The organism is Stenotrophomonas sp. BR163 (genome assembly GCF_047520985.2).
Lineage (GTDB): Bacteria > Pseudomonadota > Gammaproteobacteria > Xanthomonadales > Xanthomonadaceae > Stenotrophomonas > Stenotrophomonas sepilia.
Window position 1 is genome coordinate 124,032 of the sequence record NZ_JAXBRE020000006.1, and the last position, 19,783, is coordinate 143,814.

A 19,783-nucleotide genomic window follows, 5' to 3' on the forward strand; every position below is an offset into this window, starting at 1 on the left:
CCAAGTCTAGCAGGATGTGGCGGCCTGTCAGTGACCGTCGCTGCCCGGTCCGGTGATCGGCGGCGGGGCCAGTTCAGGCCGGGCAGGGGCTTCTTCTTCAGGCAGGTCCAGGCTGTAGGTACAGCCGGCCAGGGTCTTGCCCGGGTGGGAGGCTACGGTGGAGACGCTGAGGATGATCGACTCGATCTGAGACTCGCCGGTCTTCGGGTCGGTCACGTCGCGGCTGACCAGCTCGCGACCGGCCATGAACTTGCCGTCCTGGTCGTAGCCGATCTCCAGCGCCAGGCGCTTGGCCAGCGGGCGTGGGTCGGCCTGGTCGAGGACGGCCATGATGCTGGCGCCGGCCACCGCCACCCGCTCGGTGGTCACGTCGAACACGCTGATCGGCTGGGCCAGGCGATACTCGCTCATGAACTGGTTGCCCTGGGGCAGCGGCTGCAGGCCGTGGGCGACGGCTTTCAGTGGATCAGCCAGCAGGGGCGCCAGCGCGGCCTGCTCGGCCACACCCTGGCGGCATTCGATCAGGGCCGGCAGATCCAAGGCAGCGGCCGGGGCGGACGCGACGAGCAGCAGGGGCAGGGCAATACGCAGCAGCACAAAGAAATTCCCGTTGTAGAGCCGAGCCCATGCTCGGCTGCATTTCGGTCAGGTTTGCGGGGGGCGATGCGTTGGAGCCGAGCGTAGGCGCGGCTGTATAGGCCTCAGCGCTCGCCGGCGTAGGGATCGGCGATGCCCAGCTCGGCCAGGATCTCGCGCTCCAGCTGTTCCATCGCCTCGGCCTCCTTGTCGTCCTCGTGGTCCCAGCCAAGCAGGTGCAGCACGCCGTGCACGGTCAGGTGCGCGTAGTGGGCGTTGAGCGCCTTGCCCTGTTCGTCGGCTTCGCGGGCCACCACCGGTGCGCAGATCACCAGGTCACCCAGCAGCGGGAACTTGACGCCCTTGGGCAGGCCTTCGGGCACTTCGGCCGGGAAGCTGAGCACGTTGGTGGCGTAGTCCTTGCCACGGTAATGGCGGTTCAGCGACTGGCCTTCCTTGGCATCGACCACGCGGATGGCCAGATCGGCCTCGCGGATGCGGCCCTTCAACGCAGCGGCCACCCACTTGCGGAAGCTCACTGCCGCAGGCAGCCCGGTACGCGGCAGGGCATAACTGACGGCGACGTCCAGTCGCACGGGACCACGGGTCATGGCGTTGCTCCAGGCTGGATCTGATGCAGGTCGCGGCGGTCGTAGGCGCTGACGATGCGCGCCACCAGCGGATGCCGGACCACGTCGCGGGATTCGAAGAAGGTGAAGCTGACGCCCTCGACCTCGCGCAGCACATCGATGGCGTCGCGCAGGCCGGACTTCACGTGCTTGGGCAGGTCGGTCTGGGTCAGGTCACCGGTGACCACCGCGGTGGAGCCGTAGCCCAGGCGGGTCAGGAACATCTTCATCTGCTCGATGGTGGTGTTCTGCGCCTCGTCCAGGATCACGAACGCATCGTTGAGCGTGCGGCCGCGCATGTAGGCCAGCGGCGCGATCTCGATGACGTTCTTCTCCAGCAGCTTGACCACCTTCTCCACGCCCATCATCTCGTACAGGGCGTCGTACAGCGGTCGCAGATAGGGGTCGACCTTCTGGCTCAGGTCGCCGGGCAGGAAGCCCAGCTTCTCGCCGGCTTCCACCGCCGGGCGCACCAGGATCAGGCGCTGCACCCGCGACTCGTTCAGTGCTTCGACCGCGCTGGCCACGGCCAGGAAGGTCTTGCCGGTTCCGGCCGGGCCGATGCCGAAGTTGATGTCATGCGTGGCGATCTGGTGCAGGTAGCGGCCCTGGTTGGCGCCGCGGCCGCGTACCGTGCCACGCTTGACCTTGATTGCCACGTCCTGCGCTTCGTAGGAGCGTTCGGCGATCTGCTCGACGTTGGCCTGCGCCAGGCGCAGGTGGATGGCGTGGTTGTCGAAGGTGGTTTCGCCGGCTTCGGCGTACAGCGCTTCAACCAGCTTCTGCGCCTCGACGATGGCTTCGTTGGGCCCGCTGATGCGGAACACGAAGCCACGATTGGCGATCTCCACGCCGAGCTTCAGCTCGATCTGGCGCAGGTGCCCGTCGAAGGGGCCGCACAGGTTGGCCAGTCGCTCGTTGTCTTCCGGCGACAGGGTGAAGTCTCGATGATCGATGCTTTTCATTGCTTGGGGTGAGGCGGGGTCGCCGTCCACCGCGATGGACTCGGGGTGACAAGGTTACGCGCGTACCGGGCATGCGGCCAGCGGCGGGCCGATACGCGTTTTTCCACACCCGGTGTGGACGGGGGGCGCGAAAAGCTGTGGATAGACCTTCGCAGTGCTTGTGCCACAAGGCGTATGAGGTGGTGGTGAAAAAACCGTCACGGTCGGCCGGCGCCCGTGACGGCAGCGCATCTTCCGCTGCCAGGCAGCCAGTACGGCTGCCCCCGTCCGGTTCTCCACACCGGCTGTGGAATGATGCTGAATCAAGCTGTGGATAGGTGGCGAGGAACCTTGCAGCAAAAGGCTTGTCCGCGCGTGGCGAAAAAACCGTCAGGGCTGATCGGAATCATTGAGGGTGCACGGGGCAGGTGGCACCGTGTCGCCGTCGCAGGAGGGAATGGCATGGGCATCGGCAACGGGACGCGTGGACTCGGGCTGGCGGGCATCGGCCTGCTGGCGGGCTGTGGGCAGTCAACGCCAACGGCGCTGGGCACGCTGGAGTGGGACCGGATCACGGTGCCGGCGCCGGCGGCCGAGGTGATCGCCACGGTGGAGGTGCGTGAGGGCCAGCGGGTCAAGGCCGGGGCCGTGCTGATGCAGCTCGACCCCGCCCGCGGCGACGCGCAGTTCGCGGCGGCGCAGGCCGACACGGCGCGCGCGCAGGCCCAGCTGGAAGAGCTGAAGCTCGGCCCGCGCCAGGAACAGATCGCACAGGCCCAGGCACAACTGGCCGCGTTGCGCGCGCAGTCTGCTGAAGCCACTGCCTACTATCGTCGGGTGCAACCATTGGCACGCCAGCGCCTGATCGCCGCCGCCGAGCTGGACCGTGCACGGGCGGCCGCCGGCCATGCCGCGGCCAGCGTGCGTGCCGCCGAGCAGGCCTGGCTGGAACGGGTGCACGGCAGTCGCGCGCAGGACATCGCCCAGGGCCAGGCGGCCGCCGACGCCGCACAGGCGCAGCAGGTGGTGCAGGGCGTCAACCTGCGCAAGCTGCAGCTGCGCGCACCGCGCGATGGCGTGATCGATGCCTTGCCCTACCGGCAGGGTGACCAGGCACCGATCGGGGCGCCGCTGGCGGTGATGCTGGTCGGCGAGCGCCCCTATGCGCGCGTCTACCTGCCGCAGCCGCTGCGCCTGCAGGTCAAGGTCGGTCAGCCAGCGCAGATACAGCTGGAGGGAGGGGGCACCGTACTGAAGGGCCATGTGCGCGCGATCCGCAGCGAGCCTTCTTTCACCCCGTACTACGCACTCACCGGCGATGACGTCGAGCGCCTGAGCTACCTCGCCGAGGTCGACGTGGATGCAGCCAGCGACATGCAGAAGCTTCCGGCCGGACTGCCGGTGCAGGTGCGCTTCTGAACACCGGTGCGGACATCGCGGTGCATGCGCAGGGCCTGACCCGCCGCTTCGGCGATCTTCTGGCCGTGGACAAGGTCGACCTGACCGTCCCGCGCGGGCAGGTGTACGGCTTCCTGGGCCCGAACGGGTCAGGCAAGTCGACCACCATCCGCATGCTGTGCGGCCTGCTGGAACCCAGTGCGGGGCAGATCGAGGTGCTGGGCCTGGCGGTTCCCGAGCAGGCCGAAGCACTGCGCCGGCGCATCGGCTACATGACCCAGCGCTTCTCGCTGTACGAAGACCTGTCGGTACGCGAGAACCTGGAATTCCTCGCCGCCATCCAGGACCTGCCGCGCAACCAGGCCCGGCAACGGGTCGATGCGCTGCTGCAGCAGTACCGGTTGCAGGACCGGCAGCCGCAGCTGGCCGGTACGCTCAGCGGCGGGCAGAAGCAGCGCCTGGCCCTGGCCGGCGCCGTGGTGCATTCGCCCGAACTGCTGTTCCTGGACGAGCCGACCAGCGCGGTCGATCCCGAGTCGCGCCGCGATTTCTGGGAGGCCCTGTTCGAACTGGCCGACGCGGGAACCACGGTGCTGGTGTCGACCCATTACATGGACGAAGCCGAGCGCTGCCATCGCCTGGCGATCCTTGATCGCGGCGCACTGGTGGCCGACGGCACGCCGGCCGAGCTCTGTTCACGGCTGCAAGGACGAACGCTGCAGGTCACGTCATCGCAGCCACGCCAGGCCAGCCGCGTGCTGGCCGAACTGCCCGGCGTGCTGAGCGTGGCGCAGATCGGCACCCATCTGCGCGTGCTGTGCAACGAAGGCGCAGCAGATGTCGCGGCGCTGCGGCGCGCGCTGGCCAGCGCCGACCCGCAAGCGCATATCGAAAGCGTGGCGCCGAACCTGGAGGACGTGTTCGTGGCCGCCACCCGTGGCCGTGGCAGGGAGCCAGCGGCATGAACCTGCGCAGGCTGTGGGCGATCATGCTCAAGGAGCTGCGGCAGCTGCGCCGCGACCGCATCACGCTGGCGATGATCGTCGGCATTCCGGTGATGCAGCTGCTGCTGTTCGGCTATGCGATCAACCTCAACCTGCGCCACCTCGATGCGGGTATCGCCGACCAGGCCAACAGCGCCGCCTCACGCGCGTTGGTGCAGGACATGGTCGCCACCGGGGTGATCACGCCGCGTACTGAAGCGTACAGCCCGGGCCAGCTGATGCAGGCGCTGCGCCGCGGCGAGATCAGCGTAGGCATCGTGGTGCCGGCCGACTTCGAGCGTCGCCGCTTCGATGGACGCGAAGCGGTACAGGTGCTGGTCGATGGCAGCGATACCGTGGTGCAGAGTGCGGCGATCCAGCTGGCGCAGGTGCCACTGGATACGCGCCCGACCAGCAATACGCGGCCGTTGCGCGAAGGCAGCATTGCCAGTGGCCAGGTCAGCGTGACCAGTTTCTACAACCCGCAACGGCGCTCGGCGGTGAACATCGTGCCCGGCCTGATCGGGGTGATCCTGACCATGACCCTGGTGATGTTCACGGCGGTGGCGGTGGTGCGCGAGCGCGAGCGCGGCAACATGGAACTGCTGATCGCCACGCCGGTATCGCGCAGCGAACTGATGGTCGGCAAGGTGCTGCCCTATGCAGCCATCGGCCTGCTGCAGACCACGCTGGTGCTCGTGCTGGGCACCTGGCTGTTCCAGGTGCCGATCCGCGGCAGCCTGCTCGACATCTACCTGGCCGCAGTGCTGCTGGTGCTGGCCAACCTGGCGCTGGGCCTGCTGATCTCCACGCGCGCGCGTTCGCAGTTCCAGGCGATGCAGATGACCCTGTTCCTGTTCCTGCCGTCGATCCTGTTGTCGGGTTTCATGTTCCCGTTCGCCGGCATGCCGAGACCGGTGCAGTGGCTGGCCGAAGTGCTGCCGCTGACCCACTTCCTGCGCCTCGTGCGCGGCATCATGCTGCGCGGCGCCTCGCTATGGGAGCTGTGGCACGACGCGCTGGCGCTGCTGGCCTTCATCGTGGTGATGATGACGCTGGCGATCCTGCGTTTCCGCAAGCGCCTGGATTGAGGCCTGTCATTCGGTAGTGCCGGCCGCTGGCCGGCATCATTTCCGGTGGGTGCCGACCGTTGGTCGGCACACCCTAGCCTTATTCCGCCACCACGCGCGCGCGCAGCGAATTGGTCAGCGCTTCGGTGATCACCACATCCACGAACTGCCCGATCAGGCGCGCAGGCGCCGGGAAGTTCACCGAACGCATGTTCTCGGTCTTGCCGGTCAGTTCGTTCGGGTTCTTGCGCGACGGCCCTTCCACCAGCACGGTCTGCACGGTACCGACCATCTTCTGCGAGATGCTGGCGGCGTGCGCATTGATGCGCTCCTGCAGGCGCGACAGGCGCGCATGCTTCTCGGCATCGCTGATCGTGTCCTCCAGATCGGCCGCCGGCGTACCCGGTCGACGCGAATAGATGAAGGAGAAACTGTGGTCGAAGCCGATGTCCTCGATCAGCTTCATGGTCTTCTCGAAGTCGGCATCGGTCTCGCCGGGGAAGCCGACGATGAAGTCCGAGCTGATTGAAATGTCCGGGCGCACCGCGCGCAGCTTGCGGATCTTCGACTTGAATTCCAGCGCGGTGTAGCCGCGCTTCATCGCCGACAGCACGCGGTCGCTGCCGGCCTGCACCGGCAGGTGCAGGAAGTTGGCCAGCTGCGGAACGTCGCGGAACGCATCGATCAGCGAATCGCTGAACTCGAGCGGGTGCGAGGTGGTGAAGCGGATGCGGCCGACCCCATCGATCTCGGCGATGGTGCGGATCAGCAGGCCGAGGTCGGCAAACTCACCGTCTCCATACGGGCCGCGATAGGCGTTGACGTTCTGGCCGAGCAGGTTGATCTCGCGCACGCCCTGCGCGGCGAGCTGCGCCACTTCCACCACCACGTCCTCGAACGGGCGGCTGACTTCGGTGCCGCGGGTGTAAGGCACCACGCAGAACGAGCAGTACTTGGAACAGCCTTCCATGATCGACACGAACGCCGAGGCACCTTCGGCGCGTGGCTCGGGCAGGCGGTCGAACTTCTCGATCTCGGGGAAGCTGATGTCCACCTGCGGGCGCTTCTGCTCGCGGCGTGCGCGGATCAGTTCCGGCAGGCGATGCAGGGTCTGCGGGCCGAACACAAGGTCCACGAACGGGGCGCGCTTGATGATCGCTTCGCCTTCCTGCGAGGCAACGCAGCCGCCCACGCCGATGATGACCTCGCGGCCCTTGTTCTTCAGGCCCTTCCACACGCCGAGTTGGCTGAACACCTTCTCCTGCGCCTTCTCGCGGATGGAGCAGGTGTTGACCAGGATGACGTCGGCATCGTCCGGGCTGTCGGTCAGTTCCAGGCCATCGCTGGCGGCAAGCACGTCGGCCATCTTGGCCGAGTCGTACTCGTTCATCTGGCAACCGTGGGTCTTGATGTACAGCTTGCCCTTGACCTGGTCGGGCTTGCGCGGACCAGCGGGCAGGGCAACGAGCGGGGTACCGCCCGGGGTGGCGGGCGGAAAGACGTCTGGCGTCCCGGTCATGGCGCTTAATCCATTCGGGTGGCGGGAAAGCGGGCAATTCTACCCGCATCCCGCGCCAGCCGCCGCGCACTTGTAGAGCCGAGCCCACGCTCGGCTGCTCTTCCTGCTTCCCATGGGGCAGCCTGGCATGGCCTGGCTCTACTGAAGCCAGCCGAGCGTGGGCTCGGCTCTACAAGGAAAGCCAGCCGGCGCTGCTCCGGCCGGCGCTGCTTATGCCGCCGCCAGCTCCGCATCGATCTGCCGCGAACGGTCGAAGGCGGTCATCGCGCTCATCCGTGCGATGTAATCAGCCGTGGCCGGCGCAGGCTGCACCAGACCGAAGGCCGTGGTCCAGGCCAGCGCATTGCCCCACAGCACATCGGCGGCACTCATCGTCTCGCCGAGCAGGTAGCGACCCTGTGCCAGCTGGGCCTCGACCACCTGCAGCACGGTTTCGGCGTCGTTGTACGGCGACATCAGGCGCGGCGGCGGCTCGCGGTGCATCGCCTTGTCGATCATCGCCGGCTCGAAACAGGCACCGTAGAAGGCCATCCAGCGCAGGTAGGGCCCGCGCAGGGCATCGCCGATCGGCGGCGCCAGCCCGGCTTCCGGATACAGGTCGGCCAGGTACAGATAAATGGCCACCTGTTCGGTCACCAGCGCGCCGTTGTGGACGATGGCCGGCACCTTGCCCATCGGGTTGATGGCCAGATAGGCCGGGGCCAGGTTGGCGCCGGCCTTCAGGTCCAGCACCTGCATGCGGTAGTCGGCACCCAGCGCTTCGAGCAGGGCCACGGCGCCGCTCGAGCGGGATCGGGCGGCGTGGTACAGGGTGATCTGGCGTGAGGTCATGGCATTGCTCCTTGCGGTGGGTGGTGAACTGGAAGCCATCCTCGGGCACCATTGCGGACGACTTCTGTCCTCGATTCTTCATGCGCCATACCGCCCATCGACTGCTGCGCCTGATCGCCCTGCTGCAGGCCCGCCGCCAGTGGTCCGGGGCTGAGCTGGCCGAGCGCATGGGCGTGGACCGGCGCAGCATCCGGCGTGACATCGAGCGGCTGCGCGAACTGGGCTATCCGGTCCGGGCCTCGTCGGGGGTCGGTGGCGGCTATCAGCTGGGGGCCGGGGCACCGGTACTGCCGATGCTGCTGGACGAGGAAGAGGCGACCACCCTGGCGATCGCGCTGCGGGCCGCGTCCGCGACCGTCGCTGGCATCGACGACACCGCCCGGGGCCTGTTGTCCAAGCTCGACCCGCTGGTGCCGACCCGTCGCCGCCAGCAGGCCGGCGAGGTGCATGCGGCGACGGCCACCCTGTCCGACCTTCCCTCCACCGACGCACGCCTGCTGGGACGGCTGGCCCAGCATTGCCGGCAGGCGTCACGGCTGGCCTTCGAGTACCGCAGTGCGCAGGAGGCGGTGACCCAGCGCGAGGTCGAGGCGCAGCACCTGGTCAACTATGGGCGGCGCTGGTACCTGCTGGCCTGGGATCTGGGCCGGCAGGACTGGCGTACTCTGCGCGTGGACCGGATGGGCACCGTGCGCGAATGCGCCGGGCCGGGCATGCATCGGCGCACGCCCGCGCCCCCGGACGTGATGGTGCGGCAGGCGGTCAGCCAGGCGCCCTTCGCGCTGCAGGCCATCGTCCGCCTGGCCGGCAGCCGCACCGAGCTGGAAGGGCGCATCCCGCCGTGGTGTGGTGTGCTGGAGGCTGATGGCGCCGACCATTGCCTGTTGCGCATGGGCGCCGAGAGCGGCGGCATGATGCTGGCGCAGATCCTCAGCCTGGACCGGGTGCCGGTGGCGTTGTGGACCACACCGCCGGGCCTGCGCGATGAGCTGGCACAGCGTTTGGCCGGATTGGGCCAGGTGCTGGCTGTGCCGCCGGTCACAGGCTGAGCCGCGTCGCTTGGCAAGCCCCGGCGAAGCTGGGACACTCGCGGCATGAAGGGGATACTGGGGACAACGGCGATCATCATCGCTGCGCTGACCGCTGCGCCGGCCAGCGCCGGCACCCTGTACAAGTGCCAGGGCGCCGACGGGGTCACCAGCTACGTGAGCAAGCGAGTGGCCGGCGCGCGCTGCAGCAGCATCAGCTACAGCCGCGATACCCGCCCGGCACCGCGCCCCGTGGTGGCCGCACCGAAGCCTGCGCCGACCTCGGTGGCCAGCATCGAACGCAATCCGGTCGCTGTGGCGGCCAGCGCTGCTGCGCCCGCTGCGGTCGCGCCGACGCCTGCTGCACCCGCGCCTGCCGCGGCACCGACGGCCTCGCGGGCCGGGCGGATGGTCAGCGGCCAGGTCTATTCCTTCATGAAGGATGGGGTGCGCCACTACACCAGTGCGCGGCCGACCCAGGTGGCCAACCTCGGTCCGGTGCGCACCATCCGCTACAGTTTCATGGAGCGCTGCTACGCGTGCGGCGTCAACCCGCGCGTGGACTTCGGTTCGGTGCGCCTGAACACCACCGCGTTCCAGACCGAGATCACCTCGGCGGCACGCGAGTTCGGCGTCGAGGAGGCCGTGGTGCGTGCCATCATCCACGCCGAATCGGCCTACAACCCGACCGCGCTCAGCCGCGCCGGCGCGCAGGGGCTGATGCAGCTGATGCCGCCGACAGCCGCGCGCTTCGGGGTCAGCGACTCCTATGATGCGGGGCAGAACATCCGTGGTGGCGTGCAGTATCTTGCGTGGTTGCTGAAGCGCTTCAATGGCGACCTGACCCTGGCCGCGGCCGGCTACAACGCCGGCGAAGGCGCGGTCGACCGCCACGGTGGCGTGCCGCCCTACAGCGAGACCCAGTACTACGTGCGCCGGGTTGGGCAGCTGGCCGAGCGTTACCGCACCGCATTGTCACACCAGTAGTGCCGGCCGCTGGCCGGCAACCCCTGGGCAATGGCCGGTACCGACCGGCCGCTGGCCGGCAACCCCGTAATCAATGTTGTTGCAATGCGTTGTGTGGCGCGCGACGGTTCCGCTACACTCGCCCATGATTCAATGCGGCTCTGGCCCCCACCGGATCCGCTGGCAGCCTTAAAGCTACCTAATCAATATCGGAGTGCCGGATGGCCAACGATGGGGTACACGATCCAGTCAACACCGGACGTCGGCGTTTTCTTTCTGCCACCACTGCTGTGGTTGGCGCCGTCGGCGTCGGATTCACCGCCGTTCCTTTCATCAAATCCTGGAACCCCAGTGCCCGCGCCAAGCTTGCCGGTGCACCGGTGGTGGCCGACATCAGCGCCCTGCAGGAAGGCCAGCGCCTGATCGTGGAGTGGCGTGGCCAGCCGATCTGGATCGTCAAGCGGTCCAAGGCGATCCTGGATGCACTGCACGGGCTGGATGGCCGCCTCAAGGACCCCGAGTCCGGCGAGAAGGACCAGCAGCCGGACTACGTGCTGAAGCAGAACCCCGAGCTGCGCTCGATCAAGCCGGACATCTCCGTGCTGGTCGGCCTGTGCACGCACCTGGGCTGCTCGCCGGAAATGGTCGCCGAGATCCGGCCCGAGCCCTACGACCCGCAGTGGAAGGGCGGTTACTTCTGCCCCTGCCACAAGTCGCGCTTCGACATGTCCGGCCGCGTCTTCAAGGATGTGCCGGCGCCGATCAACCTGAAGGTGCCCGCGCACCACTACCAGGACGACAACACCATCATCATCGGTGTCGATCCGCAGGGGGCTGCCTGATGGCCAATATCCTCAGCCGTACCGCCAGCGGCGTCGCCGACTGGGTCAATGCCCGCGCGCCGGGCCTGATGCCGGTCTATCGCAAGCACGTCAGCGAGTACTACGCGCCGAAGAACTTCAACATCTGGTACTACTTCGGTTCGCTGGCACTGCTGGTGCTGGTCAACCAGATCGTCACCGGCATCTTCCTGACGATGCACTACAAGACCAGCGCCGCGGAGGCGTTCGGCTCCATCGAATACATCATGCGTGATGTGGAGTGGGGCTGGCTGATCCGCTACATGCACTCCACCGGCGCCTCGCTGTTCTTCATCGTGGTCTACCTGCACATGTTCCGTGGCCTGCTGTACGGCAGCTACCAGAAGCCGCGCGAGCTGGTGTGGATCCTGGGCATGCTGATCTACCTGGTGCTGATGGCCGAAGCCTTCATGGGCTATGTGCTGCCGTGGGGCCAGATGTCGTTCTGGGGCGCCAAGGTGATCATCTCGCTGTTCGGCGCGATACCGGTGATCGGCAACGGCCTGACCGAATGGATCATGGGCGATTACCTGCCCAGTGACGCCACGCTCAACCGCTTCTTCGCATTGCACGTCATCGCACTGCCGCTGGTGCTGCTGTTGCTGGTGGTGCTGCATCTGGGCGCGCTGCACGAAGTGGGGTCGAACAACCCCGATGGCGTGGAGATCAAGAAAGGACCGAAGGGCAACCGCTGGTCGCCGAATGCGCCGGCCGACGGTATTCCGTTCCACCCGTACTACACGCTCAAGGATGGTGTCGGCGCCGGCTTCCTGCTGATCATCGCCGCCTTCATCATCTTCTTCGCACCGGGCTTCGGCGGCCTGTTCCTGGAACACGACAACTTCACCGAGGCCAACCGCCTGGTGACCCCCGAACACATCAAGCCGGTCTGGTACTACACGCCTTACTACGCGATGTTGCGCGTGGTACCGAACAAGCTCGGTGGCGTGCTGGTCATGTTCTCGGCCATTGCGATCCTGTTCCTGGTGCCGTGGCTGGACAAGGCCAGGGTAAAGTCGGTGCGCTACCGCGGCTGGATCTCGAAGGTGATGCTGGGCGTGCTGGCGGTGTGCTTCGTGTGGCTGGGCGTGATCGGCTCCGGCCCGGGCACCGACGTGCATGAAACCTACATCGGGCGGGTGCTGACCTTCCTGTACTTCGCGTTCTTCATCACCATGCCGCTATGGACAAGGTTGGACAAGACCAAGCCGGTACCGGAGAGGGTGACCACGCATGACTGAGCGCTGGATGGTCCGGCTGGCCCTGACGGCCACCCTGATGCTGGGCAGTTTCCTGGCCTCCGCCGCCGAGGGCGGCACCAAGCTGCTGCAGGCCGGCAACGACCTCGGTGACCGCGCCTCGCTGCAGCGGGGTGCGCAGCTGTACATGAACTACTGCTCCGGCTGCCATGCGCTGAAGTACCTGCGCTACTCGCGGATGGCGCAGGACCTGGGCCTGACCGAAGAAGAGGTGATGAACAACCTCAACTTCACCGGCTCGGCGATCGGCGACCCGATCCCGGTGGCGATGCCCAAGGAGAACGCGGAGAAATGGTTCGGCAAGATGCCGCCCGATCTCAGCCTGATCTCGCGCGTGCGGGGCAGTGACTGGGTTTACACCTATCTCAAGTCGTTCTATCTGGACAGCAGTCGCCCGCTGGGCTGGAACAACGCGCTGTTCGCCAACGCCTCCATGCCCAACCCGCTGTGGGAGATGCAGGGGCTTCAGCATGCGGTGCACGGCAAGGCGGAAGCGCCCGGCATGGACCCGCCGGTGACCGGCCTGAAGATTGAAACGCCGGGAACGGTCGATGCCGGGCAGTACGACCAGGCCGTGCGGGACATCACCAACTTCCTCGAATACGCCGGCGAACCGGCCGCACTCAAGCGCCAGCAGCTGGGCGTGTGGGTGATCCTGTTCCTGGCCCTGCTGACCTTCCTGCTGTATCTGCTGAAGAAGGAATACTGGAAGGACGTTCACTGATTCTGCCGCCGGCCATCGCATGGGCCTATTGGCTTTTGTGATGGTCGGTTGCACACTCGGGGAGGAGTCGACCGCTGGCACGGTGCCGGCGGCGCCGATGCGGCAGGCGGTCTCCTGTCGTGGGAGAGCCTTTGATGGCGGCGAGCGTACGCATGCGCAATACACTGACGCTGTTTTCCTCGAACGACGACGTACTGTGCCACCGTGTACGCCTGGTCCTGGCGGCCAAGGGCGTCACCTTCGACTTCGTTCCGGTCGATCCGCAGAACCCGCCTGAAGACCTGATCGACCTCAATCCGTACCACTCGGTGCCGACCCTGGTCGAACGCGAGCTGGTGCTGTACGCCGCATCGGTGGTCAGCGAGTACCTGGATGAGCGCTACCCGCATCCGCCACTGATGCCGGTCGACCCGCTGTCGCGTGCGCGCATCCGACTGGCCATGCTGCGCATCGAGCACGACTGGGTGCCGCAGGTGCAGGCCATCCAGCTGGGCAACAAGACCCAGGCCGAGGCCGGGCGCAAGCGCCTGAAGGAACTGCTGACCGCCTCGCTGCCGCTGTTCAAGGCCAGCAAGTTCTTCCTCAATCCGGAAATGAGCCTGGCCGACTGCGCGATGGCGCCGATCATCTGGCGCCTGCAGTCGCTGGATGTGCCGCTGCCGAAGGATGGCAAGGCGATCGAGGACTACGGCAACCGCATCTTCCGCCATCCGGGATTTGTCCGCAGCCTGACTGAGCAGGAAAAGAAACTGCGCGATCTGCCGGTCTGATCCGTCCCCGCGTTACCCGTCTGCAGGCCGACCGACGTGCAGACGATCCGCCCCGGCGGGGCGCCGGACGCGTACACTTCACGCATGACCGAAGACTTCTTCCACATGACCAGCCACCGCCCGTACCTGCTGCGGGCGCTGGTGGAATGGATCAACGACAACCAGCTGACCCCGCACATCCTGGTCGACGCCGGCGTCCCCGGCGTGCAGGTCCCGCCTTCGGCGGTCAAGGATGGCCGGGTCGTGCTCAACATCGCCGAACGTGCTGTCGTGCGGCTGATGATCGACAACGAAATGGTGAGCTTCTCGGCCCGCTTCTCCGGAACCAGCTACCCGGTGCAGGTGCCGATCAGCGCCGTGCTGGCGGTCTACGCCCGCGAGACCGGGCAGGGCATGGCATTGCCGGATGACATTCCGGGCAGCGAAACCGCACCGACCAGCGATGAGCTGCTGCACGAGGAAGGCACGCCGCCGGACGATACGCCGCCGGCCAGCCCGCCGCCGAAGGGCCGCCCGAACCTGCGCGTGGTCAAGTAACCATTCCGACGCCGCCCGATGGGCGGCGTTTTCCTTTGCCCGTCTGGCGGTGGGTGCCGACCGTTGGCCGGCACATCTTCAAACCCTAGGCATCCTCGGCATCCTCCGCATCCGGCCGGATCTGGCTGATCCGCGCGGCACCGGGGCCGGTGAACGAAATCAGCTGGTCGCCACGCAGCACCATGCGGCCCACGTGGCGATCGATGCCATCGTAGGAATACTCGAACTTGAAGGTGCGCTCGAAACCGAGCCGGCCATCCTCACCACGCGACAGTCGCAGGCCGGTGGCGTGCACCGCCTGGTCCAGCCACTGCACGTCGGCGGCGCGGCAGGCGTTGCGTCCCAGCTCGACCGCGCGCTCGGCGGCCGAGCGTGCGGCGTTCCAGAAGAAGTAGATGATTCCGCCGGCAATCAGCAACAGCAGCAGGGTAGGCATGGCGTCAGCCGTCAGAGGTGGATCCGGCAAAGATGGCGGCGAATGCGCGCTGGATCAAGCGCTGCATTCACCGCCGCGGCTGTGGTTCGTCGGGCACTGGCTGCGCGGGCACGATCACCGGTTGCGGCGCCGGAGCGGTCTGTATTGGTGTGGCAGTTGGCGAGGGCATCACCACGGGTGATGTCGCGGTCAGCTGCAGCAGGGCCGCCCAGTCCTGGCGGTTGAAGCTGCATTCGTCCTCGCGGCCCGGCGTGCAGCTGGGGTCGATGCCGGTGCTGTTGCGTTCGCGTGCCGGGGGCAGCTTGATCAGCCCGGTGCGGTCCAGCGGCAGCAACCGCATCGCCACGGTGTTCATCACGTTGCCACCGACCAGGTACAGGGTCTGGTCGCCCCCCAGGTTGGCAGCCACCACCACTTCGCAATGCGATTTCCAGTGGCCCACCGAACCGTTGCCCAGCGCCTGCACCAGCCCGCTGTAGCTGAGCGTGCTGCTGCGGTCGCGCAGGAAGCACAGCAGATCGCCTGGCGCGGGCTTGGCCGTGGCCGGGTCGACCAGCCGGTACGGCACGCCCGAGGGGCCGCCCTGGTACGCGGCACGGATGTAGTCGATGTGGCGCGGCGACGTGTTGAAGCCGGGAACGCCGGCCTGCACCATCACCCAGGAAATGAAAGCGGCCGACCACGGATTGTCGATCAGGAAGGCGCGGCAGTCGCTGTCGGTGTAGCGCGTACCCAGCGGTGCCACGCAGCTGCTGGCACCGGCGATGCTGCCCATCGCGTTGAGCGTGCCGCTGTTGCGCCAGTAGCCGGCCACGCGCTGCCAGGCAATCAGCCCGTTGTCGGCCAGGTGTTCGTTCTCGGCCTCGGTGACACTCAGACTCGCCGCGCGGCCATCGCGATCGATGAAGGGCCGGAACCACAGCCGGTGCTCGTTGCAGGCGGTATTGCGGATGGCCACCGCCAAGGGGCTCAGGCCGAAGCGGGGAGGGACATCGCAGGCTTCAGCGGCTGCGGCGGACAAGGGGGCTGCCGCGAGCAGCAGACAGGCAGGCAAGAGCATCCGGCGCATGCGCGGCTCCTGTGGGGGATGCCCGCAGCGTCGCAGAGGCTGGCGTAGCCGAGCCGTGAAGGCGCCCGGGTCGTGTAGAGCCGAGCCTACGCTCGGCTCATCGCGCAAAGCGGGTGCCGGGTGCGCCGCAGATCGAGAAGCCGCCGAGCGTGGGCTCGGCCCCACAAGGTCGCGTAGGCCTCAAGCCGGCGGCGGGCCCAGCTTCAACGACAGATCGATGGCCTGCACATGCTTGGTCAGTCCGCCGATGGAGATGCAATCGACGCCATCCTCGGCGATCGAGCGCAGGCCGCCCAGGCCGACGCTGCCGGAGACTTCCAGCGGAATGCGTCCGGCCGTGATGCGCACCGCCTCGCGGCGCAGGTCGGGACTGAAGTCATCCAGCAGGATGCGTTCGCAGCCGGCTTCGAGCGCCTGGCGCAGCTGTGCCAGGTCTTCGACCTCGACCACCAGTGGCAGCGCAGGCCACTGCCGGCGTGCGGCGGCCACCGCCGCGGCCAGCGAACCGGCAGCACGGATGTGGTTCTCCTTCAGCATCACCGTGTCGTACAGGCCGAAGCGGTGGTTCTCGCCGCCGCCGCAGCGCACCGCGTACTTCTGTGCCAGGCGCAGGCCGGGCAGGGTCTTGCGGGTGTCGAGGATGCGGGTACCGGTACCGGCCACCGCAGCCACGTAGCGGGCAGTGGTGGTAGCGGTGCCGGACAGCGTCTGCAGGAAGTTCAGCGATGTGCGCTCGGCACTGACCAGGCTGCGGCTGCGCCCGTGCAGCAGGGCCAGCACGGTGCCGGCGGTGACGGCATCGCCTTCGGCGATGTGCCATTCAATGCGCACGTCAGGGTCGAGCGCGCGATGGGTGGCGTCGAACCAGGGCCGCCCGGCGATCACCGCATCCTGCTTGCACAGCAGGTAGGCGCTGTCGGCCTGGTCGGGGAGCAGGGCGGCGGTGACGTCACCGCTGCCCAGGTCCTCGGCCAGTGCGCGCGCGACATCGGCGGCGACAACGGCCGCATCCGGCGTCGGCAGCGTGCTCATGCGGTCGGGAAGTCGGCGATCTGGGCGGTCGGAATGGCTTCCTCGACCAGCAGCACCGGGATGCCGTCGTCGACGCGGAACACCTGCTTGCGGTCACGGCTGACCAGCGCCTCGCGCAGCGGCTGCGCCAGCGGGTTGCCATCGGCCTTGGTCACCGTGCCGGCGGAAATGGCCTTGTTGAGGGCTTCCAGGCCCTTGCCATCCAGCAGGGACAGGGGCTGGCGGGTGTCCGGGGACACCAGCAGGTCGAGCAGCTTGCGATCCATGGTTCTTCGTCTTGCGTGGAAGACGGCTAGAATACGTCTTTAAGGCAGGTGACGGCCAATGACCCCCAACCCGATCGCGCCGCTTGTCGGCATCGTCATGGGTTCCCGTTCCGACTGGGAAACCATGCAGCACGCCGCCCAGAAGCTTGAAGCCCTGGGTGTTCCGTTCGAAGTGAAGGTGGTGTCCGCGCATCGGACGCCGGATGTGTTGTTCAGTTACGCCGAGCAGGCGGGCCCGCGTGGCCTGCGCGCGATCATCGCCGGTGCCGGCGGGGCCGCGCACCTGCCAGGCATGATCGCGGCCAAGACCGCCGTGCCGGTTCTGGGTGTGCCGGTGCAGTCCAAGGCCCTCAACGGCATGGATTCCCTGCTGTCGATCGTGCAGATGCCGGCCGGCATCCCGGTCGCCACCTTCGCCATCGGCAACGCCGGCGCCTCCAACGCCGCGCTGTTCGCGGCGGCGATGCTGGCCAGCGACCAGCCGGCGATCGGCCAGGCGCTCGATGCCTTCCGTGCACGCCAGACCGAAGACGTGATGGCCCACGACGATCCGCGCCAATGAGCCTGACCGTCGGCATCCTGGGCGGCGGCCAGCTCGCCCGCATGATGGTCCTGGCCGGTGCGCCGCTGGGGCTTCGCTTCGAACTGTACGACCCGGCCGCCGACGCCTGCAGCGGCCCGCTGGCGCCGCTCACCGTGGGCGCCTTCGATGACCGCCAGGCCCTGGCGGACTTCGCCGCCAAGGTCGATGTGGTCACCTTCGATTTCGAGAACGTACCTGCCGACAGTGCACAGTTCCTGGCCGACCGCGTGCCGGTCTATCCGCCGCCGGCCGCGCTGGCGGTGGCCCAGGACCGGTTGAGCGAGAAGACCCTGTTCCAGCAGCTGGGTATTCCGCTGCCGGCCTTCGCCGACATCCGTAACCGCGACGAGCTGGCGGCGAAGGCGGCTGAGTTCGGCCTGCCGTGCATCCTCAAGACCCGCCGCCTCGGCTACGACGGCAAGGGTCAGTTCCGCCTGCGCAGCGAAGCCGACATCGACGCCGCATGGGATGCGCTCGGTGCCCAGGTGGAGCGCACCGGACTGATCCTGGAGGGCTTCGTGGCCTTCCAACGCGAGGTCAGCGTGGTGGCCGTGCGTGGCCGCGATGGCAGCTTCGAAGCCTGGCCGGTCACCGGCAACTGGCATGTCGACGGCGTGCTGTCGGCCAGCGTGGCACCAGCGGTGCTGTCCGACGCCGAGCAGCAGGCAGCGATCGGCTATGCCCGCCGCGTCGCCGAGCACCTGCAGTATGTGGGCGTGTTCGCACTGGAGCTGTTCTGTCGCGACGGCGAACTGCTGGCCAACGAGATGGCACCGCGCGTGCACAACTCCGGCCACTGGACCATCGAAGGCAGCGAGACCTCGCAGTTCGAGAATCACCTGCGTGCCGTGCTGGGCCTGCCACTGGGCAGCACCCGCATGCTCGGCCATGCCTGCATGCTGAACTGGCTGGGCGAGATGCCCGATCCGGCGCCGGTGCTGGGTCAGCCCAGTGGCCATTGGCACGATTACGGCAAGGAGCCGCGCGAAGGTCGCAAGGTCGGCCACGCCACGTTGCGCGACGATGATGCCGCTGCATTGGCCGATGCGCTGGACCAGGTCGGCCTGGAGCTGGACCGCCAGGCCCAGGTAGCGCCGGCAGTGCACGCGCTGCGCAACCGCTGAGCCCGGGCGTGCCGGCCAATGGCCGGCACAACCTTGTATGCCTGCAACGGTGTGGCGCGCCGGTGCAGGCATCGGCGCACCATTGCCGGTGGTAGCGTGGAGCTCCTTTCACAGGAGTCACGACCATGCTCGACTGGAATGCCTACCGCAAGGAACTGAAGGGCCGCATCGGCGAGATCGGCAAGCTCTCGCCGGACACGGTCAAGGGCTACGCCACCCTGGCCAATGCCGGTGCCCAGACCAACCACCTGGATGCCAAGACCCGTGAGCTGATCGCATTGGCGGTGGCGGTGACCACCCGCTGCGACGGCTGCATCACCGTGCACGTGGACGCTGCGCTGAAGCATGGCGCCAGCCGCGAGGAAATCGCCGAAGCACTGGGCGTGGCGGTGTCGCTCAATGCCGGCGCCGCGCTGGTGTATTCGGCGCGGGTGATGGACGCGGTGGCCGCGCACGAGAACGCGTGAAGCTTCATCTGTAGAGCCGAGCCCATGCTCGGCTGCTGTCCGGCCAGCCGAGCATGGGCTCGGCTCTACAGGCAGTCAGCGCAGCTGGCTTTCGGCGAACTCCCAGTTGACCATCTGCCAGAAGGCATCCAGGTAACGCGCGCGATCATTCTGGTAATCGGTGTAGTAGGCGTGCTCCCAGACATCGCAGCACAGCAGCGGGGTGCTTTCGCCGGTCAGTGGCGTACCGGCGTTGCGGGTGGCCTGGATGCCGAGCTGGCCACCGGGGTGCTGCACCAGCCACACCCAGCCCGAGCCGAACAGGCCCAGCGCGGTGCGGTTGAATTCCTCGCGCAGGCGCTGCGCATCACCGAACTGGCGCTTGACCAGCTCGCCCAGCCGGCCCTGCGGCTCGCCGCCGCCGCGCGGGCGCAGGCACTGCCAATAGAAGCCGTGGTTCCAGGCCTGGGCGGCCGCATCGAACAGCGTGCCCTGGGCATGGCGCACGATCTCTTCCAGTGACGCCTCCTCCCACTCGGTGCCGAGAGTGCCGGCGTTGACCGCGTCAACGTAGGCGCGGTGGTGGCGGCCGTGATGCAACTCAACGGTCTGCGCGGACAGGTGGGGCTGCAGGGAGCCGGGGAGGTAGGGCAGGGCAGGCAATTCGACGGGCATGGACAGGTTCGTGGCCAGGGGACGGCGGTAGCCTGTTCCATCCGCTTACAATGGCGGC

The 19,783-nt window shown here is 67.5% G+C and carries 23 protein-coding genes; 13 read left to right on the top strand and 10 right to left on the bottom strand.

What is annotated here, in order from left to right; all coding sequences use genetic code 11:
* Positions 1-27: 27 nt before the first annotated feature.
* The 3 genes from ACM0PY_RS07305 to ACM0PY_RS07315 form a co-directional block, all read right to left on the bottom strand.
* The gene (locus ACM0PY_RS07305) at positions 28-594 is read right to left on the bottom strand and encodes a hypothetical protein (protein ID WP_219633332.1); all 567 of its coding nucleotides are present in this window, start codon (positions 592-594) and stop codon (positions 28-30) included.
* Between the two features lie 107 nt (positions 595-701).
* Complete coding sequence (gene ybeY / locus ACM0PY_RS07310; RefSeq protein ID WP_049412052.1) at positions 702-1,187, bottom strand: rRNA maturation RNase YbeY; 486 nt, start codon at positions 1,185-1,187, stop codon at positions 702-704.
* Positions 1,184-2,170 (bottom strand): PhoH family protein, encoded by a 987-nt coding sequence (locus ACM0PY_RS07315; protein ID WP_005415936.1) that lies wholly within the window; start codon positions 2,168-2,170, stop codon positions 1,184-1,186. Before ACM0PY_RS07315 ends, ybeY begins: the two co-directional genes overlap by 4 nt.
* Before the next feature lie 441 nt (positions 2,171-2,611).
* On the opposite strand from ACM0PY_RS07315, the gene ACM0PY_RS07320 reads away from it, so the two are divergent.
* From ACM0PY_RS07320 to ACM0PY_RS07330, 3 genes are read left to right on the top strand one after another with little or no spacing between them, the layout of a single operon-like run.
* Positions 2,612-3,568 carry an HlyD family secretion protein gene (locus ACM0PY_RS07320; protein ID WP_180885227.1) on the top strand — a complete coding sequence of 319 codons (957 nt, stop codon included), beginning with the start codon at positions 2,612-2,614 and terminating at the stop codon, positions 3,566-3,568.
* 20 nt (positions 3,569-3,588) lie between these two features.
* Positions 3,589-4,512: an ABC transporter ATP-binding protein gene (locus ACM0PY_RS07325; protein ID WP_134972726.1), complete on the top strand. Its 924-nt coding sequence runs from the start codon at positions 3,589-3,591 to the stop codon at positions 4,510-4,512.
* Positions 4,509-5,621, top strand: coding sequence for an ABC transporter permease (locus ACM0PY_RS07330; RefSeq protein ID WP_134972725.1), 1,113 nt, complete (start codon positions 4,509-4,511; stop codon positions 5,619-5,621). Before ACM0PY_RS07325 ends, ACM0PY_RS07330 begins: the two co-directional genes overlap by 4 nt.
* A gap of 79 nt (positions 5,622-5,700) precedes the next feature.
* Here ACM0PY_RS07330 and miaB read toward each other — a convergent pair whose 3' ends face one another.
* Both miaB and ACM0PY_RS07340 read right to left on the bottom strand, forming a co-directional pair.
* Entirely contained in the window at positions 5,701-7,119 is a 1,419-nt protein-coding gene (miaB, locus tag ACM0PY_RS07335) for a tRNA (N6-isopentenyl adenosine(37)-C2)-methylthiotransferase MiaB (protein ID WP_134972724.1), read from the bottom strand.
* A 210-nt stretch (positions 7,120-7,329) separates the two neighbouring features.
* Positions 7,330-7,950 carry a glutathione S-transferase family protein gene (locus ACM0PY_RS07340; RefSeq protein WP_061478505.1) on the bottom strand — a complete coding sequence of 207 codons (621 nt, stop codon included), beginning with the start codon at positions 7,948-7,950 and terminating at the stop codon, positions 7,330-7,332.
* An 80-nt stretch (positions 7,951-8,030) separates the two neighbouring features.
* Between ACM0PY_RS07340 and ACM0PY_RS07345 the strand changes: the two genes are divergently transcribed.
* The 7 genes from ACM0PY_RS07345 (at position 8,031) to ACM0PY_RS07375 (ending at position 14,094) form a co-directional block, all read left to right on the top strand.
* Positions 8,031-8,999 (top strand): helix-turn-helix transcriptional regulator, encoded by a 969-nt coding sequence (locus tag ACM0PY_RS07345; protein WP_180885229.1) that lies wholly within the window; start codon positions 8,031-8,033, stop codon positions 8,997-8,999.
* A 45-nt stretch (positions 9,000-9,044) separates the two neighbouring features.
* Positions 9,045-9,965, top strand: a complete 921-nt coding sequence (locus ACM0PY_RS07350; RefSeq protein WP_180885231.1) for a lytic transglycosylase domain-containing protein — start codon at positions 9,045-9,047, stop codon at positions 9,963-9,965.
* 200 nt (positions 9,966-10,165) lie between these two features.
* Positions 10,166-10,786 (top strand): ubiquinol-cytochrome c reductase iron-sulfur subunit, encoded by a 621-nt coding sequence (petA, locus tag ACM0PY_RS07355; protein ID WP_004151998.1) that lies wholly within the window; start codon positions 10,166-10,168, stop codon positions 10,784-10,786.
* Entirely contained in the window at positions 10,786-12,045 is a 1,260-nt protein-coding gene (locus ACM0PY_RS07360) for a cytochrome b (protein ID WP_005408840.1), read from the top strand. The genes petA and ACM0PY_RS07360 overlap by 1 nt, the downstream gene beginning before the upstream one ends.
* Entirely contained in the window at positions 12,038-12,787 is a 750-nt protein-coding gene (locus ACM0PY_RS07365; protein WP_134971312.1) for a cytochrome c1, read from the top strand. The genes ACM0PY_RS07360 and ACM0PY_RS07365 overlap by 8 nt, the downstream gene beginning before the upstream one ends.
* A gap of 134 nt (positions 12,788-12,921) precedes the next feature.
* Positions 12,922-13,557 carry a glutathione S-transferase N-terminal domain-containing protein gene (locus ACM0PY_RS07370; RefSeq protein WP_005415948.1) on the top strand — a complete coding sequence of 212 codons (636 nt, stop codon included), beginning with the start codon at positions 12,922-12,924 and terminating at the stop codon, positions 13,555-13,557.
* Between the two features lie 84 nt (positions 13,558-13,641).
* Positions 13,642-14,094 carry a ClpXP protease specificity-enhancing factor gene (locus tag ACM0PY_RS07375; RefSeq protein ID WP_019659028.1) on the top strand — a complete coding sequence of 151 codons (453 nt, stop codon included), beginning with the start codon at positions 13,642-13,644 and terminating at the stop codon, positions 14,092-14,094.
* A gap of 85 nt (positions 14,095-14,179) precedes the next feature.
* Here ACM0PY_RS07375 and ACM0PY_RS07380 read toward each other — a convergent pair whose 3' ends face one another.
* From ACM0PY_RS07380 to ACM0PY_RS07395, 4 genes are all read right to left on the bottom strand, one after another.
* Entirely contained in the window at positions 14,180-14,530 is a 351-nt protein-coding gene (locus tag ACM0PY_RS07380) for a DUF3301 domain-containing protein (protein ID WP_072166752.1), read from the bottom strand.
* A gap of 67 nt (positions 14,531-14,597) precedes the next feature.
* Complete coding sequence (locus tag ACM0PY_RS07385) at positions 14,598-15,599, bottom strand: DUF2272 domain-containing protein (RefSeq protein ID WP_134971314.1); 1,002 nt, start codon at positions 15,597-15,599, stop codon at positions 14,598-14,600.
* 180 nt (positions 15,600-15,779) lie between these two features.
* Positions 15,780-16,631: a carboxylating nicotinate-nucleotide diphosphorylase gene (nadC, locus tag ACM0PY_RS07390; RefSeq protein ID WP_005415952.1), complete on the bottom strand. Its 852-nt coding sequence runs from the start codon at positions 16,629-16,631 to the stop codon at positions 15,780-15,782.
* Positions 16,628-16,897 carry a Trm112 family protein gene (locus ACM0PY_RS07395; protein WP_134971316.1) on the bottom strand — a complete coding sequence of 90 codons (270 nt, stop codon included), beginning with the start codon at positions 16,895-16,897 and terminating at the stop codon, positions 16,628-16,630. Before ACM0PY_RS07395 ends, nadC begins: the two co-directional genes overlap by 4 nt.
* A gap of 58 nt (positions 16,898-16,955) precedes the next feature.
* On the opposite strand from ACM0PY_RS07395, the gene purE reads away from it, so the two are divergent.
* The 3 genes from purE to ACM0PY_RS07410 all read left to right on the top strand — a co-directional run bounded on the left by purE (position 16,956) and on the right by ACM0PY_RS07410 (position 19,071).
* Positions 16,956-17,459, top strand: coding sequence for a 5-(carboxyamino)imidazole ribonucleotide mutase (gene purE, locus ACM0PY_RS07400; protein ID WP_005412808.1), 504 nt, complete (start codon positions 16,956-16,958; stop codon positions 17,457-17,459).
* The gene (locus ACM0PY_RS07405) at positions 17,456-18,604 is read left to right on the top strand and encodes a 5-(carboxyamino)imidazole ribonucleotide synthase (RefSeq protein ID WP_180885235.1); all 1,149 of its coding nucleotides are present in this window, start codon (positions 17,456-17,458) and stop codon (positions 18,602-18,604) included. Before purE ends, ACM0PY_RS07405 begins: the two co-directional genes overlap by 4 nt.
* Positions 18,605-18,729: 125 nt before the next feature.
* Positions 18,730-19,071: a carboxymuconolactone decarboxylase family protein gene (locus ACM0PY_RS07410; protein WP_019659022.1), complete on the top strand. Its 342-nt coding sequence runs from the start codon at positions 18,730-18,732 to the stop codon at positions 19,069-19,071.
* Between the two features lie 75 nt (positions 19,072-19,146).
* Here ACM0PY_RS07410 and ACM0PY_RS07415 read toward each other — a convergent pair whose 3' ends face one another.
* Positions 19,147-19,725 carry a superoxide dismutase gene (locus tag ACM0PY_RS07415; RefSeq protein WP_032954072.1) on the bottom strand — a complete coding sequence of 193 codons (579 nt, stop codon included), beginning with the start codon at positions 19,723-19,725 and terminating at the stop codon, positions 19,147-19,149.
* Between the last annotated feature and the right edge of the window lie 58 nt (positions 19,726-19,783).

Bases quoted from the DNA above. Each gene is read 5' to 3' on its own strand.
- ACM0PY_RS07320 (WP_180885227.1), top strand. From the start codon at position 2,612: ATGGGCATCGGCAACGGGACGCGTGGACTCGGGCTGGCGGGCATCGGC.
- ACM0PY_RS07340 (WP_061478505.1), bottom strand. From the start codon at position 7,950: ATGACCTCACGCCAGATCACCCTGTACCACGCCGCCCGATCCCGCTCG.
- ACM0PY_RS07350 (WP_180885231.1), top strand. From the start codon at position 9,045: ATGAAGGGGATACTGGGGACAACGGCGATCATCATCGCTGCGCTGACC.
- ACM0PY_RS07330 (WP_134972725.1), top strand. From the start codon at position 4,509: ATGAACCTGCGCAGGCTGTGGGCGATCATGCTCAAGGAGCTGCGGCAG.
- ACM0PY_RS07415 (WP_032954072.1), bottom strand. From the start codon at position 19,725: ATGCCCGTCGAATTGCCTGCCCTGCCCTACCTCCCCGGCTCCCTGCAG.
- miaB (WP_134972724.1), bottom strand. From the start codon at position 7,119: ATGACCGGGACGCCAGACGTCTTTCCGCCCGCCACCCCGGGCGGTACC.
- ybeY (WP_049412052.1), bottom strand. From the start codon at position 1,187: ATGACCCGTGGTCCCGTGCGACTGGACGTCGCCGTCAGTTATGCCCTG.
- ACM0PY_RS07370 (WP_005415948.1), top strand. From the start codon at position 12,922: ATGGCGGCGAGCGTACGCATGCGCAATACACTGACGCTGTTTTCCTCG.
- purE (WP_005412808.1), top strand. From the start codon at position 16,956: ATGACCCCCAACCCGATCGCGCCGCTTGTCGGCATCGTCATGGGTTCC.
- ACM0PY_RS07345 (WP_180885229.1), top strand. From the start codon at position 8,031: ATGCGCCATACCGCCCATCGACTGCTGCGCCTGATCGCCCTGCTGCAG.
- ACM0PY_RS07360 (WP_005408840.1), top strand. From the start codon at position 10,786: ATGGCCAATATCCTCAGCCGTACCGCCAGCGGCGTCGCCGACTGGGTC.
- petA (WP_004151998.1), top strand. From the start codon at position 10,166: ATGGCCAACGATGGGGTACACGATCCAGTCAACACCGGACGTCGGCGT.
- ACM0PY_RS07365 (WP_134971312.1), top strand. From the start codon at position 12,038: ATGACTGAGCGCTGGATGGTCCGGCTGGCCCTGACGGCCACCCTGATG.
- ACM0PY_RS07395 (WP_134971316.1), bottom strand. From the start codon at position 16,897: ATGGATCGCAAGCTGCTCGACCTGCTGGTGTCCCCGGACACCCGCCAG.
- ACM0PY_RS07405 (WP_180885235.1), top strand. From the start codon at position 17,456: ATGAGCCTGACCGTCGGCATCCTGGGCGGCGGCCAGCTCGCCCGCATG.
- ACM0PY_RS07380 (WP_072166752.1), bottom strand. From the start codon at position 14,530: ATGCCTACCCTGCTGCTGTTGCTGATTGCCGGCGGAATCATCTACTTC.
- nadC (WP_005415952.1), bottom strand. From the start codon at position 16,631: ATGAGCACGCTGCCGACGCCGGATGCGGCCGTTGTCGCCGCCGATGTC.
- ACM0PY_RS07385 (WP_134971314.1), bottom strand. From the start codon at position 15,599: ATGCGCCGGATGCTCTTGCCTGCCTGTCTGCTGCTCGCGGCAGCCCCC.
- ACM0PY_RS07410 (WP_019659022.1), top strand. From the start codon at position 18,730: ATGCTCGACTGGAATGCCTACCGCAAGGAACTGAAGGGCCGCATCGGC.
- ACM0PY_RS07375 (WP_019659028.1), top strand. From the start codon at position 13,642: ATGACCGAAGACTTCTTCCACATGACCAGCCACCGCCCGTACCTGCTG.
- ACM0PY_RS07315 (WP_005415936.1), bottom strand. From the start codon at position 2,170: ATGAAAAGCATCGATCATCGAGACTTCACCCTGTCGCCGGAAGACAAC.